Annotated in this window: 16 protein-coding genes; 10 read left to right on the top strand and 6 right to left on the bottom strand. The window is 31.5% G+C overall.

Annotated features, from left to right (window positions below):
- Positions 1–95: 95 nt before the first annotated feature.
- Positions 96–1394 carry a tyrosine--tRNA ligase gene (tyrS, locus tag QVZ41_RS04290; RefSeq protein WP_302883310.1) on the bottom strand — a complete coding sequence of 433 codons (1299 nt, stop codon included), beginning with the start codon at positions 1392–1394 and terminating at the stop codon, positions 96–98.
- 179 nt (positions 1395–1573) lie between these two features.
- Here tyrS and uvrC point away from each other — a divergent pair, with 179 nt between their 5' ends.
- Together uvrC and QVZ41_RS04280 are read left to right on the top strand one after the other, a co-directional pair.
- The gene (gene uvrC / locus QVZ41_RS04285; protein WP_302883309.1) at positions 1574–3367 is read left to right on the top strand and encodes an excinuclease ABC subunit UvrC; all 1794 of its coding nucleotides are present in this window, start codon (positions 1574–1576) and stop codon (positions 3365–3367) included.
- A 12-nt stretch (positions 3368–3379) separates the two neighbouring features.
- Positions 3380–5602: a patatin-like phospholipase family protein gene (locus QVZ41_RS04280; RefSeq protein ID WP_302883308.1), complete on the top strand. Its 2223-nt coding sequence runs from the start codon at positions 3380–3382 to the stop codon at positions 5600–5602.
- Positions 5603–5673: 71 nt separating this feature from the next.
- Here QVZ41_RS04280 and QVZ41_RS04275 read toward each other — a convergent pair whose 3' ends face one another.
- Both QVZ41_RS04275 and QVZ41_RS04270 read right to left on the bottom strand, forming a co-directional pair.
- Positions 5674–7203 (bottom strand): Rne/Rng family ribonuclease, encoded by a 1530-nt coding sequence (locus tag QVZ41_RS04275; protein ID WP_302883307.1) that lies wholly within the window; start codon positions 7201–7203, stop codon positions 5674–5676.
- Between the two features lie 294 nt (positions 7204–7497).
- Entirely contained in the window at positions 7498–7788 is a 291-nt protein-coding gene (locus tag QVZ41_RS04270) for an HU family DNA-binding protein (protein WP_010136136.1), read from the bottom strand.
- Positions 7789–7920: 132 nt separating this feature from the next.
- On the opposite strand from QVZ41_RS04270, the gene mutY reads away from it, so the two are divergent.
- Genes mutY through gldD form a run of 4 tightly spaced genes read left to right on the top strand, consistent with a single transcriptional unit; the run spans position 7921 to position 11295 of the window.
- Complete coding sequence (gene mutY, locus QVZ41_RS04265) at positions 7921–8961, top strand: A/G-specific adenine glycosylase (protein WP_302883306.1); 1041 nt, start codon at positions 7921–7923, stop codon at positions 8959–8961.
- A 33-nt stretch (positions 8962–8994) separates the two neighbouring features.
- Positions 8995–9402 (top strand): single-stranded DNA-binding protein, encoded by a 408-nt coding sequence (locus QVZ41_RS04260; RefSeq protein ID WP_302883305.1) that lies wholly within the window; start codon positions 8995–8997, stop codon positions 9400–9402.
- 14 nt (positions 9403–9416) lie between these two features.
- Entirely contained in the window at positions 9417–10727 is a 1311-nt protein-coding gene (gene gldE / locus QVZ41_RS04255) for a gliding motility-associated protein GldE (protein WP_302883304.1), read from the top strand.
- 13 nt (positions 10728–10740) lie between these two features.
- Positions 10741–11295: a gliding motility lipoprotein GldD gene (gldD, locus tag QVZ41_RS04250; protein ID WP_302883303.1), complete on the top strand. Its 555-nt coding sequence runs from the start codon at positions 10741–10743 to the stop codon at positions 11293–11295.
- Here the strand turns inward: gldD and QVZ41_RS04245 are convergent.
- The 3 genes from QVZ41_RS04245 to QVZ41_RS04235 form a co-directional block, all read right to left on the bottom strand.
- The gene (locus QVZ41_RS04245; RefSeq protein ID WP_302883302.1) at positions 11292–12323 is read right to left on the bottom strand and encodes a COX15/CtaA family protein; all 1032 of its coding nucleotides are present in this window, start codon (positions 12321–12323) and stop codon (positions 11292–11294) included. The two genes, gldD and QVZ41_RS04245, sit on opposite strands and share 4 nt — an antisense overlap.
- A gap of 76 nt (positions 12324–12399) precedes the next feature.
- Positions 12400–13002 carry a heavy-metal-associated domain-containing protein gene (locus QVZ41_RS04240; RefSeq protein WP_302883301.1) on the bottom strand — a complete coding sequence of 201 codons (603 nt, stop codon included), beginning with the start codon at positions 13000–13002 and terminating at the stop codon, positions 12400–12402.
- 52 nt (positions 13003–13054) lie between these two features.
- Positions 13055–13726 carry a hypothetical protein gene (locus QVZ41_RS04235; protein ID WP_302883300.1) on the bottom strand — a complete coding sequence of 224 codons (672 nt, stop codon included), beginning with the start codon at positions 13724–13726 and terminating at the stop codon, positions 13055–13057.
- Between the two features lie 145 nt (positions 13727–13871).
- On the opposite strand from QVZ41_RS04235, the gene rplU reads away from it, so the two are divergent.
- The 4 genes from rplU (at position 13872) to QVZ41_RS04215 (ending at position 19067) form a co-directional block, all read left to right on the top strand.
- Positions 13872–14183 (top strand): 50S ribosomal protein L21, encoded by a 312-nt coding sequence (gene rplU, locus QVZ41_RS04230; protein WP_073118151.1) that lies wholly within the window; start codon positions 13872–13874, stop codon positions 14181–14183.
- 57 nt (positions 14184–14240) lie between these two features.
- On the top strand, positions 14241–14501 hold the full coding sequence (rpmA, locus tag QVZ41_RS04225) for a 50S ribosomal protein L27 (RefSeq protein ID WP_302883299.1): 261 nt from the start codon (positions 14241–14243) through the stop codon (positions 14499–14501).
- Between the two features lie 319 nt (positions 14502–14820).
- The gene (locus QVZ41_RS04220) at positions 14821–17355 is read left to right on the top strand and encodes a TonB-dependent receptor (protein ID WP_302883298.1); all 2535 of its coding nucleotides are present in this window, start codon (positions 14821–14823) and stop codon (positions 17353–17355) included.
- Positions 17356–17384: 29 nt separating this feature from the next.
- A complete protein-coding gene (locus QVZ41_RS04215) occupies positions 17385–19067 on the top strand; it encodes a choice-of-anchor J domain-containing protein (protein ID WP_302883297.1) in 1683 nt (560 codons plus the stop codon).
- Positions 19068–19080: the final 13 nt, after the last annotated feature.

Genomic DNA, 19080 nt, shown 5'->3' with positions numbered 1-19080 from the left:
GGAAGTGTTTACATCTATAAAAGCCAAATTTATCATAACAAAAAAGCCCTTTCACAAATTTGTGAAAGGGCTTTTTTAATCTTCTTTATCGTTATTTATACAAAGTTTACCAAGTAGTAATTCTTTTTACCTCTTTGTAACAATACATATTTATTGGCAATTAAATCTGCCTCTGTAATTTTATAATCTTCTTTAACTTTTTCTTTGTTTACAGAAATTGCATTTTCTTTTAAAGCACGTCTTGCATCAGAATTAGACCCTAAAAAGTTGGTTTTTGCAGCCAAAGCTCCAATCATATCCAACCCTTCTGTTAACTCGTCTTTACTTAATTCCGCTTGTGGTACTCCATCGAACACATCTAAAAAGGTTTGTTCATCTAAAGATTTTAAATCACTTGCTGTAGAATTTCCAAACAATATAGAAGATGCTTTTACTGCATTGTCTAAATCTTCTTGAGAATGTACCATTACAGTTACTTCCTCAGCCAATCTTTTTTGTAACAAACGTAAATGTGGAGCTTCGTTATGCTCAGCAATCAATGTTTCAATCTCTTCTTTGGTTAAGAAGGTAAACTTTTTAATAAAATTCTCAGAATCTTCATCAGAAGAGTTTAACCAATATTGGTAAAATTTATACGCCGATGTTCTGTTTTTATCTAACCAAATATTTCCTCCTTCAGATTTTCCAAACTTAGTCCCATCTGCTTTGGTAATTAACGGACAAGTCATTCCATAGGCTTTTCCTTGTGCTTTACGTCTTACCAATTCTGTACCTGTGGTAATATTTCCCCATTGGTCAGAACCTCCCATTTGCAATTTACAATTTTTGTTTTGGTATAAATGCAAAAAGTCGTATCCTTGAAATAATTGATACGTAAACTCTGTAAAACTCATTCCATCCGCACCCTCTTCACCTGTAATACGTTTTTTTACAGATTCTTTGGCCATCATGTAGTTCACCGTTAAGTGCTTTCCAATATCACGAACAAAATCAATCAAAGAAAATTCTTTCATCCAATCGTAATTGTTCACCAATTCTGCTGCATTTTCTGCATCAGAATTAAAATCTAAAAATCTTTCTAACTGACCTTTTACTCCTGCTACATTTTTTGCCAACGTTTCTTCGTCTAACAAATTACGTTCTGCAGATTTTCCAGATGGATCTCCAATCATTCCTGTAGCACCTCCAATTAAAGCAATTGGTTTATGCCCTGCTTTTTGAAAATGCATCAATACAATAATCGGAATTAAACTTCCTATGTGTAAAGAATCTGCCGTTGGATCAAAACCAATATATCCTGCAGTAACTTCTTCTGCTAATTGTTCTTCAGTTCCTGGCATGATGTCGTGCATCATTCCTCTCCATTTCAATTCTTCTACAAAGTTGTAAGCCATTTTTAAAAATTTTGAGCAAAGATACTTTTTCAATTCACAATTTACAATGTGCAGTAAAGAATTTAAAATAGTAAACTAGTTCAAAAATCACGAATAGACATTAAACGACTGAAAAATTTCGAATTTCTAAACTCTTAAAAACACCTCTACTACTCAACATTATTCAGTAATTTTGTATTGTGATTGACGATTTAAAACTTAAAATAGCCGTTTTACCCTCTACTCCTGGAGTATATCAATACTTTAACCAGGAGGGAACTATTATTTATGTAGGAAAAGCCATCAACTTAAAAAAACGAGTTAGTAGTTATTTTACCAAAACCCACGATGATGCCAAAACCAGAATTTTAGTTTCTAAAATTGTAGACATCAAACACATTGTGGTGGCTACGGAAACTGATGCACTTTTACTGGAAAACAACCTCATCAAAAAATACAAACCCAAATACAATGTTTTGTTAAAAGACGACAAAACATATCCTTGGATTTGCATAAAAAAAGAACGTTTTCCTAGAATTTTTGTCACTAGAAAAATGATCAAAGATGGATCGGAATATTTTGGTCCATACACCAATGTAAAAACCGCTTATGCTTTGTTGGATTTGATTAAGGAACTCTATCAAATCCGTAGTTGTATGTTTGATTTAAGTGCTGAAAACATCAGTACAGGAAAGTTTAAAGTTTGTTTAGATTACCACATAAAAAAATGCAAAGGTCCTTGCGAAGGTTTACAAACTGAAACGGCATACAACACACAAATTACCGCTATTAGAAACATCATTAAAGGAAACTTTAAAGATTCTATCATCGCTTTTGAAAACATGATGCATGAATTTGCTAATAAAATGGAGTTTGAGGAAGCACAAAAAATTAAAGAAAAAATGGATTTATTGGCTAACTACCAATCAAAATCAACCATTATCAGTCCAACCATTAACAATGTAGATGTTTTTTCTATTTTATCTGATGAAACGGCAGGTTATGTAAATTTCTTTAAAATTTCTAATGGGTCTATTATTCAATCACACACCATAGAAATTAAGAAAAAATTAAACGAAAGCGATAAAGAATTATTAGAACTATCAATTGTAGAATTAAGAGAAAGATTTAATTCTATCAGTCCTGAAATTTTAGTTCCCTTTAGCGTAAATGTTGGAGAACACATAAAAGTAACAGTTCCTAAACAAGGAGATAAATTACGTGTGGTAGAGCTTTCTTTACGAAATGCAAAATATTACAGACAAGAACAATTTAAACAAGTCCAAATTGTAGATCCGGAACGCCATACCAAAAGAATTATGGCTCAAATGAAAACGGATTTACGTTTAAGTGCAGAGCCAAGACATATTGAATGTTTTGACAACTCCAACATACAAGGAACCAATCCTGTAGCGGCTTGTGTGGTTTTTAAAGATGGAAAACCAAGTAAAAAAGATTACAGACATTTTAACATTCAAACCGTTGTAGGTCCTGATGATTTTGCCTCGATGGAAGAAGCTGTTTACAGACGTTATAAAAGATTGTTAGACGAAGATCAGCCATTGCCTCAATTAATTTTAATTGATGGTGGAAAAGGGCAATTGTCCTCTGCTTTAAAAAGTTTAGATCTTTTAGGACTAAGACATAAAATTGCCATTATTGGTATTGCCAAAAGATTAGAAGAATTGTTTTTTCCTGAAGATCCTATTCCCTTGTATTTAGATAAAAAATCGGAAACGCTTAAAATTTTACAACAGCTAAGAAACGAAGCGCATAGGTTTGGAATTACACATCACCGAAACAGACGTAGCAATACTGCTTTAAATTCGGAACTAGAAACCATTCCAGGAATTGGAAAACAAAGTGTAGAAAGTTTATTACAATACTTCAAATCTGTAAAAAGAATAAAATCAGCAACAATAGAGCAATTAAGTAGTGTTTTAGGCAATTCTAGGGCCAAAAAATTATATAATTTCTATCATAAAAAAGAGTAACTTTATCCTATTATGAAAGTAAAATTACTGCTTCTTTTTATCCTTATTTGTCAGTTCTCCCATAGTCAAGAACTAAAAATTGACTCTATTTATACCAGACCTAAAATTGGTTTGGTGTTAAGTGGTGGTGGTGCTAAAGGGTTTGCTCATATTGGTGTGCTAAAAGCGATTGAAAAAGCTGGCTTAAAAATAGACTATATTGGAGGGACTAGTATGGGAGCTGCCGTTGGTGCCTTATATGCAACTGGCTATACCGCAAACCAAATAGACTCTATTATTACTTCTATTGATTTTATGGAAATGCTAAGCGATAAAATTGACAGAAAATATGCTTCATTTTTTGATAAAAAACACGGTGAAAAATACCTACTTAACCTTCCTATAAAAAATGGAAAAGTAGGACTACCTTTAGCCTTATCTAAGGGACAAAGTACTTATAATAAATTAAGCGAGCTATACTATCCTGTAGCTCACATTAACGATTTTTCTAAACTACCTATTCCATTCTTTTGTATGACAACCAATATAGAAAATGGAAAAGGAATTGAAATCAATAGCGGATCATTGCCTGAAGCTATTAGATCTAGTGCTTCATTGCCCACTCTATTATCACCCAACAAATTAGACTCTATAACAACAGTTATTGATGGTGGAATTGCTGATAATTTTCCTATTGATGTCATGAAAAAAAAAGGTGTAGATATTATTATTGGAGTTGATGTACAAGGAGTATTACAAAAACCAGAAAACATTGATTCTGCCCTGAAAGTAATTGACCAAATTATTAACTATCAATTATACGGAGAGGAGCATAACAAAACAGATGATATTGATATATACATCCATCCAGACGTATTTAGTTATGGAATGGTAGATTTTGATAAAACGAAACAAATTATTATAGAAGGAGAGAAAGCAGGAAATAAGTTTATTGACGTCTTTAAAAAATTAGCCAAACGACAAAACTTACCTACTGAAACAAAAATAGCATTAAAAACAGATAGAAGAAAATACACTATTAACCAAATAAATATAAGCGGTGCTGATAATTATACCCGAAGATATCTTAGAGGAAAATTAAACATTAAACCAAACGAAAAAATATCAAATGTAGAATTAAGCAATAGGATTAATTATTTAACCCAAACAAAAAACTTTAATAGCATCCGTTATTCTTTTGATAAACAAGACAGCATTGTTGATTTAAATTTTAAAATTGATGAAAACCCTCAGTCTTTATATTTAAGAGTTGGTGCACATTATGACACCACTTATAAACTTTCTGGTCTTATAAATGTGACTGACAAACACCTTTTTTTAAGAAACGATCTTTTGTCTTTAGATCTTGCTTTTGGTGATAATATTAGAGCTGAGTTGAATTATTTTGTTGATAACGGACAATTTTTAAGCTATGGTTTTAATTCTATCTTTAATCAGTTAGAAACCAACATGAACTTTGAAGGTGACAATAGCACTAGCATCGATTATGAATTTAGTAATGTATTTAACTATCTATACTCTCAAATTAATTTTAGGAATAGATTCGCCATTTCTTTAGGGTTAGAACATCAATTTATACGCACCTATACTCGTACTTTTATAAGAGATCCTAACGATGATAGAACCTATTTTGACAAGTCTCATTACTTTAATTTTTTAGCAAAAGCAGAGCTTGATACTTATGATAAAAAAAGCTTTCCTAACAATGGATATTTAATAAAATCAACCTTTAGGACTTATCTATCTTCTAGTGATTATAATGAAAATTTTGCTCCCATTTCTCAGGCAAGAATTTTACTAGAAGGAATTAAAACCATTTCTAACACCGTTTCATTATTTCTTCAAGCAGATAGTGGAATTTCTATTACAAATGACAATCAAGAGAATTTAAACTACGGAATTGGTGGTTATGGAAACAATTTCATCAACAATTATGTTCCTTTCCACGGATATACATTTTCTGAACTTATTGGAAACTCATACATAAAAGGAGCAGCCTCTATTCGTTATCGTTTTTACAAAAAAAATTATGTTGATTTTTATGCTAATTACGCAATTGTTACAGACGATGTCATCGATTTTTTAAAGCACGAACCTTTCTTTAAAAATGCCAAAACAGGATATTCTATTGGCTATAGTGCCGATAGTATTTTAGGACCTATTGATATTAGATATGCATGGTCTCCAGAAAACAGAAATGATGCTATTTATATAAGTGTTGGATTTTGGTTTTAACACAAATTCAACACTTATATAAAACAAAAAAACCCCATCAAATTAATTTGATGGGGTTTTGTGATATGATTTTACTTTTTAAAAGAAAACTTATATTGTAAATACATATAAGCATCTCTTGGAATAATACGAATCCATTTTTTGTGCTCTGCAAACCAAACTCTCTGTTGAGAGTTTAATCTTCTTTTTAAGTATGCAGCTACAAAAGGATGTACATGTAAAAAGATTTTTTCGTTACGTTTATTAGTTGATAAGATTTTTCTTAGTTCTACATCAATCTTACTAACCAGCACTATAGGTGCCTCTACCTCTCCGTTCTGATTCGGATTGGGTTCTCGTGTTTTAATATTCGTTTCTGGACGAACACGTTGACGAGTAATTTGCACTAAACCAAACTTACTTGGAGGTAAAATTTTGTGTTTGGTTCTGTCTGTTGCCATTTCATTTTTAAGATGTTCAAATAGTTGCTGTCTGTTTTCATTGCTATTCATATCAATAAAATCGATAACTATAATTCCACCCATGTCTCTTAATCTTAGCTGACGTGCAATTTCTGTTGCTGCAATTAAGTTGACTTCAAGCGCTGTGTCTTGTTGTGAATTGGCTTTGTTAGATCTATTTCCACTATTTACATCAATAACATGTAATGCTTCGGTATGTTCAATAACCAAGTAAGCACCTTTGCTCATTGATACAGTTTCACCAAAGGCAGCTTTTATTTGCCTTTCAATTCCGTATTTTTCAAATATTGGAGTATTGCCATCATAATCTTTAACTATTCCGACTTTTTTAGGATCTATTTCTTGAATGTAATCTCGTATTTCTGTTGCTAACTCTGGGTCATCAACAACAATACTTGTAAAAGAATCATTCAAAACATCTCTTAAAATAGAAGATGCTCTGTTTAACTCACTTAAAACTTTGGTTGGTGTATTTGTATTTGGAATACGCTTACACATATCAACCCATCGTTGAAGTGAATTTTGTAAATCTTTGTCTAATTCTGCAACCTTTTTTCCTTGTGCTACTGTGCGCAGAATTAGTCCAAACCCTTTGGGTTTGATACTTTTTGCCAATTTTTTTAATCTTTCTTTTTCCTTTGGATCTTCAATCTTTTGGGAAACAGAAACTCTGTTAGAAAACGGGACTAAAACTAAATATCTACCTGCAATGGACAACTCAGAACTAATTCGTGGTCCTTTGGTAGATATGGGTTCTTTTACAATTTGAACAAGAATGTTTTGCTTTGGCTTTAAAACCTTGTCAATACTACCTCCTTTGTCAATATCTTTTTCAAATTGAAATTTGCTTAACGTAAAATCTTTGTAATTACCTGTACTTATTTTCTTTAAAAAACTATTTAGAGAATTTACCTGAGCTCCTAAATCATGATAGTGTAAAAAACCATCTTTAGAATAACCAACATCAACAAAAGAGGCGTTTAAACCTTTTAAAACTTTTCCTGCCTTGGCTAAAAAAATATCACCTACCGATATTTTATTATCGTTAGATTCATTATTTAACTCAATTAATCTACCATCTCTAAGTAATGCAAAATCTATATCAGAAGAATTCGAACGAATTATTAATTCTAATTTCATCCTGATTTTGTATTAGTATGCTACTTGCGCAACACGATTAAAAATAAGTGTATTGATAATTAAGACGTTTGTCTTAATGTCAATGAACGTGTAATGGTTTTTACGAAACCATAAAAAACAAGAAAAAGTAAGTTTAAAAACTTACTTTTTCTTATGTCTGTTAGCTCTTGATCTTTTCTTACGTTTGTGAGTAGAGATCTTAGCTCTTTTTCTCTTTTTACCGCTTGGCATAATGTTATAATTTAAAGTCTCCTTATTTAGAGATTGTTAATAATCTATTTTTTGGTAAAGCTACTACTTTACTTCTACTTTTGCTTTAACTCCTTCAGTAAATGTCTTCGCAGGTTTAAATGCTGGGATATTATGTGCTGGAATTTTAATTGTTGTGTTTTTAGAAATGTTTCTTCCTGTTTTTTCAGCTCTGGTTTTGATTACAAAACTTCCGAAACCTCTTAAGTAAACATTGTCTCCGTTTTCTAAAGCATTCTTTACTTCATCCATAAACGCTTCAACAGTTGCCAAAACATCAGCTTTTTCAATTCCTGATTTATCTGCAATTGTCGTAACTAAATCTGCTTTCGTCATTTCTTATTAAATTTATTGTTTCTAGAAAAAAATTGAGGACGCAAATATATGATAATTAATTAATTCTAAAAAGATTAACCATCAATTTTTAATAGAAGTTTTATGTAAGTTTGCAATCCTAACTACAAAGATATGGAATTTTATAAGATACTGGAAATGTGGTACTTAAATAATAAAAGAAATTTACCTTGGCGAAATTCTTCTAATCCGTATTTTATTTGGCTGTCAGAAATTATCCTTCAACAAACCAGAATTCAGCAAGGTTTGGACTATTACAAGGTCTTTACAGAGCATTATCCAACAGTTCAAGACTTGGCAAATGCGAGTGAAGATGAAGTATTAAAAGACTGGCAAGGATTAGGATATTACTCTAGAGCTAGAAACTTACATTTTTCTGCTCAATATATATGTAATGAGCTCAACGGAAAATTCCCAACTACTTATAAAGAGTTATTAAAATTAAAAGGCGTGGGTGATTACACCGCTTCTGCCATTGCTTCTATTTGTTTTAACGAAAAAACAGCGGTGGTAGATGGGAATGTTTACAGAGTATTATCTAGATACTTTAATATAGATATGCCTATCAACTCCCCAAAAGGAATTAAATATTTTAAAGAACTAGCTCAAGAACTAATTCAAAATGCCCACCCAAAAGAATACAACCAAGCCATTATGGATTTTGGTGCTATGGTTTGTAAACCACAAAACCCAACTTGTGAAACATGCGTTTTGGCTGATGGATGCATAGCAAAAGCTAAAAATTTAATCAGTTCATTACCCGTAAAAGAAAAAAAGCTGAAAGTTAAAAACAAGTTTTTTAATTTTATAGTAATAGACAATGGAGATTTAACAGTCATAGAAAAAAGAACTGGAAACGGAATTTGGAAAAATTTATATCAATTTCCATTAATAGAAACCAACAAACCTGTTGATGAAGAAACCCTGCTAAAGCACGATTTTTTTAAAAACCATGAGTTTAAAAATATGGACATCGCTCTATACAACCCAGAACCATGGATTCATAAATTAACACATCAGCATTTACACACTCATTTTTGGATCATCAATACAAAACATATTGAAAATTTTGAATTAACAGCATGGAAAAACATTGATGATTTTGCGGTTCCTAAACTGATACACAATTTCTTAGAAGAGTACAAAACCAAATAAATTTTCATTAATTTTGATAGAAAGATTATAATTATGGCTGGTACCTTAAACAAAGTAATGCTTATTGGTCACTTAGGTGATAATGTAAAAACCCACTATTTTGACGGAGGAGGTTGTATTGCTAGATTTCCACTTGCCACCAACGAAACTTACACCAATAAAACTACTGGTGAAAAAACTACCACAACAGAGTGGCATAATATTGTAGTTAGAAATAAATTAGCCGAAATTTGTGAAAAATTTTTAACCAAAGGAGATAAAGTTTATTGTGAAGGAAAAATTAAAACACGAGAATGGGAACTAGAAGGTGTAAAAAAATACACCACCGAAATTCACGTTGTTGACATGAATTTTTTATCTTCAAAGAACGAAAACAAACATGATAATTCCGCTCAAGAAAAAAATGATCCCGGAAATATTATTGATGATTTACCATTTTAAAAAACCATAAAACATTGCCTGAGCCCATATACGATACCGGAATACCATTAGATACCATTATAAATTGCCTTATTACTTTAGGCTTATTAATATGCTCTGCATTAATTTCAGGATCTGAAGTTGCATTTTTCTCTCTTACAAAATCAGAACTAGACCAATTAGAAAGTTTAGATACTGGAAATGCCAAAAAATTAACCAAATTAATTTCTAAACCTAAAAGACTTTTAGCAAATGTTTTGGTTGCCAACAACGCCATCAACATTTTAATTGTTTTATTATTCGCCAGTTTAGGCGAAGTCTTTTTTAGTGATTTAACCTTTAAATTAAACCTTATTATTTTTAAAGTAAACATCCGATTTTTGATAGAAGTGGTCTTAATTACTTTTATCATTTTAATTTTTGGAGAAGTACTGCCTAAAATATATGCCAATAGAAATGCCAAAGAATTTGCACTCTTAATGAGTCCCGTTTTGTTATTTTTAGACAAAGTTTTTATCCTTATTACAGGACCTTTAACGGGACTTTCCAATATTATAGAAAAACAATTAAGAAACACCAAAAGCAATTTTTCTGTTGATGATTTATCACAAGCATTAGAACTTACTTCTGAAGAAGAAACAACTGCTGAACAAAAAAATATTCTTGAAGGAATTGTAAACTTTGGAAACACAGAAACTGTACAAATCATGAATCCTAGAATGGATATTTGTGCCATTTCTAAAAAAGCAACTTTTGCAGAGGTTTTAGAAATTATTGCTGATAAAGGATTTTCTAGAAACCCCGTATACGACAATAATATTGATGAAATTATCGGAGTCCTTTACACAAAAGATTTACTACCACATTTACACAAAAAAACATTCAATTGGATTCCATTAATTAGAGAACCCTTTTTTGTGCCCGAAAATAAAAAGCTAGATGACTTGCTAATTGATTTTCAAGAGCGTAAAAACCACTTAGCTATTGTGGTAGATGAATATGGTGGAACAAGTGGATTGGTTACCTTAGAAGATGTAATTGAGGAAATTGTTGGAGATATTAGTGATGAGTTTGATGAAGTAGATTTGTCTTATTCTAAAATTGATGAAAACAACTATGTATTTGATGGTAAAATAAATCTTAAAGACTTTTGTAAAGTTTTAGAACTTGATGAAGTTTCGTTTGAAAAAGACAAAGGAGAATCAGAAACTTTGGCTGGATTGTTATTAGAACTTTCAGGTAGATTCCCTAGAAAATTTGAAAAAATAGCCTATCAAAATCTTACATTTACCGTAGAAGCTATTGACCGTAAACGTATCAAACAAATAAAAGTAGCCATTGCCTAAAAGCACTTTTTTAATGAAATTATTTTCAACTTTTTTAAGCCTTTCCTTTCTTTTTATCAGTTGTGAGAGCGATGTGACTCCAAAACCCCATGCTTATTTAAAACTAAATTATAATCAGGCAAATTATCAAAATAGCAATAGTAAATTACCTTATACCTTTAAATATTCTGATCAAGCAATTTTAAATGTTCATGATAATTTATGGTCAGATTTGCATTACCCTAAATTAAAAGCAGACATCAATATGACGTATCAAAAAGTTGACAACAATTTAGCTCAACTAATTACTGATGCTGAAAAACTTACCTATAAGCACGCTTTAAAAGCAGATAATATTGAGATGCACCCATACGAAAACCGTAATAAAAAAGTATATGCTAAGTTGTTTGAAGTTTCTGGAAACGCTGCCTCAAGCATTCAATTCCAAGCTACAGATTCTACCAAACATTTTATAAGTGGAGCCCTATATTTTGATGCACATCCTAATTACGATTCTATTTTACCTGCCATTGATTACATCAAAAAAGATATAGAAAAGTTAATTGAAACTTTGGAATGGAAAAATTAAGAAGAAAATCTTTTTAATCTAAAAGAAGTAAAAAGCATATAAAGTAATACTCCAAACAATATTGCTCCTGTTAATAAATGTACTGCTTGTGTTCCAAAAGGGAAATGAACATAATACATTAAAATTCCCGAAAGCGCTTCAAATACCAATAAAAAAACCACGTATTTAACCGCTTTAAATCCTAAATTATATTTTTGATTTACCCAATATAAAAAGGCATTTATCAAGACAATTGCAATGGTAAAAGACCTGTGAAAGTAGAATTTAAAACTAGGATTTAGCAATCTGAACTCTTTTTGTTCAAAACCAAACAACTTAACCTGTTCATCAACATACTGTCTTACCTGCGTTCCTAAAAGAATTTGACCAATCATCATTAACAAAGAAATCAACAATAATCTATGGAAAGTTTTGCTGTACTTATTACTAAATGATGGTTTTGCGTTTAACAAAAACTTAGCCCTTAACAAAAGACCTATAATTAACAAGCCACCAATCATATGTAGGGTTATAATATATGGTGTTAAAAAACTATCAACCACAATTTTACCCAGCCAAGCTTCAAACAACATTCCTAAAAAAGCAACGTATACCAATGGAGCAACTCCCCTCCTTTTTAATGGATTAAAAGTAACTTTCCATAAAAGAATTAAAAACACAAAACCAGCAAGTACCGAGGCCAATCTGTTTACATATTCGGTATAAGTATGATACACATTAAATTGTGCATATTCGTGTTTTTTATACGCTGACCAGTTTTTTGGATTAAATTCTGAACCTGTTTTTAAACTACTATTCGCCACAAAAAGAGCATCATTATAAATAATGATATATCCTTTCTTAAAAGGCGTATTGGGTTTCCAAGTTAATTGTTCTTCAGAAGTTGGAGGTATATAGTGCCCAAAACATTTAGGCCAATCCGGACATCCCATTCCAGACCCCGTCATTCTAACAACAGAACCTGCTAGAAAAATTAAATAGACAGATATAATTGCTATATTTAATGTTTTGGATAAACTCAACTTCATTTATTTGATTTTCAATTTTATGACTTTATTTAACCACAAAAATCATTCCTTACAAACAAAAACTTATTAGGATAAATTATTTACTTTTTGCAGAACAACACAATTTTTCAGACCCCGTTTTACAAGCCTCATTTTTACCAGTAGATTGATTACAAGATTCTCCTTCCTTGTGATGGCATTTTTCTGCACATTCTTTAGAGCAATCTTTTAATTTCTCTACAGCACAACAAGCTTGTTCTTTATCGCTACACCTCTCACAAACTTCTCCAACTTTATGTCCGCATTTATCTGCACAAGCCTGTGTACAAGTTTTGGTTTCCTTGTTAGTACAACAAGTTTTTTCTACCGTTGCTTTATAAGTTTTTCCATCTAACAAACCATTAATGGTATTGATAATATTAGCTTCTGATGTTTTATTTGCATCATAAGTAAAAGTTCCTTTTTTTGCTGTAAAATCAACTTTTGATACGGTAACACCATCAACTTTTGAAATTTTAGATTCAATAGTTTTTGCACAACCTATTTCACAAGTCATTCCTTCAATATCTAAAGAAGCCGTTTGTAATTTTACAGGTAAAACCGTTTGTTCAGTTGTGTTTTTTTGATCAGATGGTTTACATGCTGATAATGTTATGAATGCTAAGAAAGCAATACATAAATATTTTGAGGTAATTTTCATTTAAAATGTCTTTATAAAGCAACCCAAAGGTACAAAAGTTTATAAACCTTAGCTATTCAAAATCAGAGATAGTTACGTCTCTATTTAAAGAAATAGATCTTACATTATAAATAATTTCTTTGTCTTTAATAATACTTCTATAAGTAACCGGAAATTTTATCCCTTTTACTTCTTTATAGTCTATATAATAAGTCTCTTGTAAAATCTTTTGACCATCTATCAATTTGACATTGCTTCCTTTTAATTTTAATCCGGAAATCACATCATAGAAAATTCTCTTTTCTCCAACTCCTAGCACATTACAAATCCTACCCATCACCTCTTTCTTTCCTAAAAAAACTGCTTTTTTTAAATAGTAATATTCAGGAAAAATAGACACTTGATCTATTTTATTATAAATTTCGGCTTTGGTATAATTCTTTTTAACCTTCCCTATAATTTCATAACCTGTATCCCCATTAAAAACTTTTTTAGATAAAAACTTATCATTTTTGTTAATAACTATAGATTTTAAGTTGGGTTTTTGCTGCTTGTTATAAATGGTAAGCTTTTCTCCATTAATTTCTGTTTCCGAGACTGAATAAAAAGTATTCACTTGATTGATCAGTTCAATTCCACCAATTGCCTTAAAATAAGTATCAACAATATCCTTTACACTGGTTTGTGCAGATAACATCACTGGGAAACAACAGCTTAAAAATAATATTTTAAAAATACTTTTCAACAAATACAATGGTTTATAGCTATCTGTAAATATATAAAAACCAGCATAATAAAGATTAAAAAAAATATTTTTTAGTTGTATATTGTTGAAAAATAAAATGTATATTTGCGTCCATTTTATTAACAAGCATTTTAAATAATTAAGTATGTACGCAATTGTAGAGATAGCAGGGCAGCAGTTTAAAGTAGCGCAAGATCAAAAAGTATACGTTCACCGTTTACAAAACGAAGAAGGAGATTCAGTTTCTTTTGACAACGTTTTATTAGTAGACAACAATGGTGATGTTACTATTGGCGCCCCAGCTATAGAAGGAGCTTCAGTAAAAGCTAAAGTTTTAGGTCACTTAAAAGGTGATAAAGTAATCGTCTTCAAAAAGAAAAGAAGAAAAGGTTACAAAAAGAAAAACGGACACCGTCAGTATTTAACTGAAATCCAAATTGAAGCGATCAACGCTTAATTTGAGTGTCTAACTAAATTATTAAAGAAAAAAATAACCTTATAAAAACACAATATTATGGCTCATAAGAAAGGTGTCGGAAGTTCGAAGAACGGTAGAGAATCAGAATCGAAACGATTAGGTGTAAAGATTTTTGGTGGACAAGCTGCATTGGCTGGTAACATCATAGTACGTCAAAGAGGTACTACTCACAACCCAGGTGAAAATGTTTACATGGGTAAAGATCATACTTTACATGCAAAAGTTGACGGAATTGTAGAATTCCAAAAGAAAAGAAACAACAAATCTTATGTTTCTATTACTCCTATAGAGGCTTAATAAAAACAAGATTAACTTATAAAAAACCCGAATGCAATTTATTTTGTATTCGGGTTTTTTATTTACTTCAACTTTACGACGTAACAGACCATGAAATCAATTACACACAAAGTTTTACTATTCTTAATAATTATTAACCTATGTTTATAATTAACCTTTTGTTTACCAATTAATTACATATAAGTAAGGAATATACTATTTGGTAACACTGTATCAATATTTACTTTACATAACCTTATACTTTAGATAAAACGAAATTTTCATCTCTCTGTTTTTAAGCTTATAGTTTTACACCTCAACTATATCTTAAATTTTAAAAATGAAAAAATTAATTTTATTTGTTGCCTTTGTTGTATCAACTACAATAAACGTATCGGCACAAAATTCAAAAACAATCACAGGATTGGTTAAGGATGAATTTGATCTACCAATACCCGCTGCTTCTATTAAAATAGTGAATTCCGAAAACAAAGGAACATTTACAAATTTTAATGGGGAATTTGATTTACAAGTACCAACCACATCTGGGGAATTGGAAATATCTTCAATAGGTTATCAAACAAAAAAAGTTTCTTTTAATATTGGTACAAAAAAACTTAATGTTGTTTTAAAAAGCTCGTCTGTTGACTTAAATGAAGTAGTTCTTTTTTCTTCAAGAGCTATAGATAGAAAAACACCAGTAGCCTACTCTACAATTAGCAAAGAAGAAATAGAACAAAAACTAGGTAATCAAGAATTTGTAGAGATCTTAAAATCTACTCCAGGAGTATTCACAACTCGTGCAGGAGGTGGTTTTGGTGATGGTGAAATTACCATGCGAGGTTTTAATTCTGAAAATGTTGCCGTAGTTATAAACGGAGTACCTGTAAACGCAGCAAAAGACGGTAGAGTATTCTGGTCTAACTGGGCGGGTATTGGTAACGTTACAGCTTCTACACAAACCCAAAGAGGTTTAGGAGCTTCTAAACTTGCAGTTCCATCTATTGGAGGAACCATTAACATTATCACTCAATCTACAGAAGCTGAAAAAGGAGGGAGATTTGAATACGGTCTAGGAAATGATGGATATCAAAAATACGGTTTAAAATTATCTACAGGTTTAATGGATAACGGTTTTGCTGTAACTGCATATGCAGACAGAATTACTGGAGAGGGATATGTAGACGGAACTTCTTTTGAAGCAATGTCTTACTTTACTAGTATCTCTAAAAAACTAAATGATCAACATAAGTTAACTTTCTTTGTAACTGGAGCTCCTCAAAGTCACGGACAAAGATTTGACATGCTAACAATTCAACAATTTAGAGAAAGTGATAGAGAAAGAAAAACCAACAAAAACTGGGGATATAGAAACGGTCAAGAATACAGTTTAAGTTCTAACTTTTTTCACAAACCAATTGCATCTCTTAACCATTATTGGAAAATTGACGAAAAGAGTAAGTTATCTACCTCTGTATATTACAGTAAAGGTGATGGAGGTGTAAACTTTGAAGAAGGTCCAAACAGTGGAGATTTAGATAGTGCAGAATACCGTTTTGGTAATGAATACTCTCCTGTAGACTTAGATAAAGTTGTGGCACAAAACAAAGCCAATGCAGAATCTAGTATTTACATCCAATCTCGTACAAACGATCATACTTGGGCTGGAGGTTTAACAAACTATAACTTAGAAATTAACGATGAGTTAGACTTTACTGCTGGAGCAGATTTTAGATACACAAAAGTAAGTAGTGGTAAAGAAATGGTAGATTTATTAGGAGGGGAATACATTATTGATTTAGATGGTAACGTAAACAACCCAAACAACGTAGTTACTGTTGGAGAAAAATATGATTTCTACAGTACTGCTTTTAACACAACCTATGGTGGTTTTGCACAAGTAGAATATGACTACGATCAAATTACAGCTTTTGTAGCAGCTAATATTTCTAACACGGTTTATGCAAGAGAAGATCACTTTGCAAAATTAGACGGAGATCCAAATCAAAAAACAGACGATATTAATTTTGTAGGTTACGGTGCAAAAGGAGGTATTAACTATAGAATAGATGCATACCATAACGTATTCTTTAACGGTGGATATTTTGAAAGAGCTCCTTTCTTTAACACTATATGGCCTACAAATGATAATGATCAAACAAATGCAAATGCAGAAAATCAAAAAATCTTTAGTTTAGAATTAGGATATGGATTAAGAACTGACAAATTTGCTGCAAACGTAAACATCTATAGAACTGCTTGGAACGATAGAACAGAAACAAGAAGTAGATCTTTACCAAATGACGGAGGAGTTGTTTTTGCCAATATATTAGGAGTAAACGCCTTACACCAAGGAGTTGAATTCGACTTTGAATACAGACCTTTAGAGACTTTAACGCTAAAAGGAGCTTTATCTTTAGGAGACTGGACTTGGCAAGATGATGTAACTGCAATTTTAACAGACGAATCTAACAATGTAATTGATGAAATTAACATTTTAATTAGCGACTTACCTGTAGGTAGATCTGCACAAACTTCTCTTGCATTAGGAGCACAATACAAAATCACAAAAAACACAAGTCTTTTTGCGGACTTTAACTACTACGACAGATTTTATGCAGACTTTGATCCTAGTAACAGAAACTCAGAAGGAGTTGATCCTTGGAAAGTACCTTCTTACAGCTTAGTAGACTTATCCTTACAACACAAATTTAAAATTGGTTCTTTAGATGCTAAATTAATGGCAAGAATGTACAATGCATTTGATACAGAATACATTACACGTGCAGACGACATTGATGGTACTGCAGCAAACGCAAGAGTATACTACGGAGTAGGTAGAACATTTAGTGTAAGTTCTGTAATCAACTTTTAAGGTTCATCACAATTAAAAAACTTAAAGACATGAAAAATATAAAACACATAACCCTAGCAATTTTAACAAATGTATTATTGTTCTCTTGTCAAGATTCCCTTGAAGATGTTTATGATGAAATTGGAGAAGTAGGAACTCCAATTAAAACAGACATTAAATACACCTTAACAGAAGACGATTTTAAAACATTAGATCTAAACTCTGGAAAATTTACTTCTTTTGAGCAAGCAGAAACCTTAATCCCAACTGTTTTAAACAAAGTGTTGCCTAACTCTCCAGGAGCAAAAGCGGCATTAATGGTAGATATTTATAACGACAACAACACTATTATCAGCAACTTATTTGATGCTGAAGAAGTCACCTTAACAACCGAAGATTATCCTACAGCTAATAGTGGTGCTTTTCATCCGAACGAAAGTGCTGCTGAACTATTACCTGCTATTATTGCAAGTAAAGTAACAGGATCAGAAAGTGGAGATTATTACAAAGTTACTTACTCAAACTTTACTGAAGAACCTTCTTTAGCTGCTGCTGGCGAAGTTATTTCTTTTGATTTTACGAACGAAACTTTTAACGGTTGGACTCCTTTTAATGTAACAGGAGATCAAGCTTGGGTAGACCAAACTAATTTTGGAAATATTTCAATGAATGGATATGCGAGTGGAGCTAAAGAAAATGAAGATTGGCTAGTTTCTCCAAAAATTGATTTGACAGGAGAAACCGATTTAAAATTTCAAATAGACGAAAACTTAAGATATGGTACGGATTTAAGTTTGTTAAAAATATTGGTTTCTGAAAACTATACTGGGGATATCAACACAGCAACTTGGCAAGAATTAACCATTACCAACAGAGCATACCATTCAAATAATTCTTTAACTCCATCAGATATTGTAGATTTTTCTGCTTATGATAACAAAAACATCCATATAGCCTTTAAATACAACTCTACTACCAGTGATGCTACTAGGTGGTTAATAGGAAATGTAGCGATTACAAAAGGAGAAGGAGATACGTATACTGGAGCAACAGAAACTCTTACAACTTATTATATTTATGATGGTTCTAATTACAATTTTCCAGAAATAGCTTACCAATTAACAACAAAGGATTACGGTGCAATGGGTACCGAAAGTGGAACTCCAGGAGAACACAATAACTTTAGTAGCTCTATTTCTCCTGATGATTACCTACCTACTTTATTAGCAAAAAAATACGAGTATGCTACAGAAGGAACTCAAAAATTAATTGTATACAAATACTTTAGCAATGGTGTACAAACTAGATTTGATTTGTACAGCTTTGAAAACGGAGCTTGGATCATGCCAGAAACTAGTACTGAAACTGAAATTAGATTTATCAATAAAAAAGGAACATGGGTATCAGACAATCCAATTGTATACAGCTTAACAAGTGATGATTTTGTATGGATTTCTGAATCTTCTTTAAAAAGTGATGCAGACTATGCTTCTCAATTAGTCAGCGCAGGTCAATACAAAAACTTTGACAGAAGACCTGGAGGAGAAGCCTATTGGTCTGACCATCAAGTATTGGTAGCTTTAAACTTATTCTTAAAAGATAAGTTTCCAGAAACTGAAGTAGGAACACAATATGCTGTATCTGCATTAACTTATGTAGGTAGTAGCGCAATAGAAGAGTTTAGAGTAATTCTAGACGAAGAAACTGGAGATTATATATACGTAGTAGAATAATCTTCTTAAAAAA

It is taken from the genome of Wenyingzhuangia gilva, assembly GCF_030519655.1.
GTDB classification, from domain to species: domain Bacteria; phylum Bacteroidota; class Bacteroidia; order Flavobacteriales; family Flavobacteriaceae; genus Wenyingzhuangia; species Wenyingzhuangia gilva.
This window is presented reverse-complemented; position numbering and strand designations above follow the sequence as displayed.

Excerpts from the sequence above, each read along its gene's own strand:
- tyrS (WP_302883310.1), bottom strand. The coding sequence starts at position 1,394 with ATGGCTTACAACTTTGTAGAAGAATTGAAATGGAGAGGAATGATGCAC.
- QVZ41_RS04280 (WP_302883308.1), top strand. The coding sequence starts at position 3,380 with ATGAAAGTAAAATTACTGCTTCTTTTTATCCTTATTTGTCAGTTCTCC.
- QVZ41_RS04275 (WP_302883307.1), bottom strand. The coding sequence starts at position 7,203 with ATGAAATTAGAATTAATAATTCGTTCGAATTCTTCTGATATAGATTTT.
- QVZ41_RS04270 (WP_010136136.1), bottom strand. The coding sequence starts at position 7,788 with ATGACGAAAGCAGATTTAGTTACGACAATTGCAGATAAATCAGGAATT.
- mutY (WP_302883306.1), top strand. The coding sequence starts at position 7,921 with ATGGAATTTTATAAGATACTGGAAATGTGGTACTTAAATAATAAAAGA.
- QVZ41_RS04260 (WP_302883305.1), top strand. The coding sequence starts at position 8,995 with ATGGCTGGTACCTTAAACAAAGTAATGCTTATTGGTCACTTAGGTGAT.
- gldD (WP_302883303.1), top strand. The coding sequence starts at position 10,741 with ATGAAATTATTTTCAACTTTTTTAAGCCTTTCCTTTCTTTTTATCAGT.
- QVZ41_RS04245 (WP_302883302.1), bottom strand. The coding sequence starts at position 12,323 with ATGAAGTTGAGTTTATCCAAAACATTAAATATAGCAATTATATCTGTC.
- QVZ41_RS04240 (WP_302883301.1), bottom strand. The coding sequence starts at position 13,002 with ATGAAAATTACCTCAAAATATTTATGTATTGCTTTCTTAGCATTCATA.
- rplU (WP_073118151.1), top strand. The coding sequence starts at position 13,872 with ATGTACGCAATTGTAGAGATAGCAGGGCAGCAGTTTAAAGTAGCGCAA.
- rpmA (WP_302883299.1), top strand. The coding sequence starts at position 14,241 with ATGGCTCATAAGAAAGGTGTCGGAAGTTCGAAGAACGGTAGAGAATCA.
- QVZ41_RS04220 (WP_302883298.1), top strand. The coding sequence starts at position 14,821 with ATGAAAAAATTAATTTTATTTGTTGCCTTTGTTGTATCAACTACAATA.
- QVZ41_RS04215 (WP_302883297.1), top strand. The coding sequence starts at position 17,385 with ATGAAAAATATAAAACACATAACCCTAGCAATTTTAACAAATGTATTA.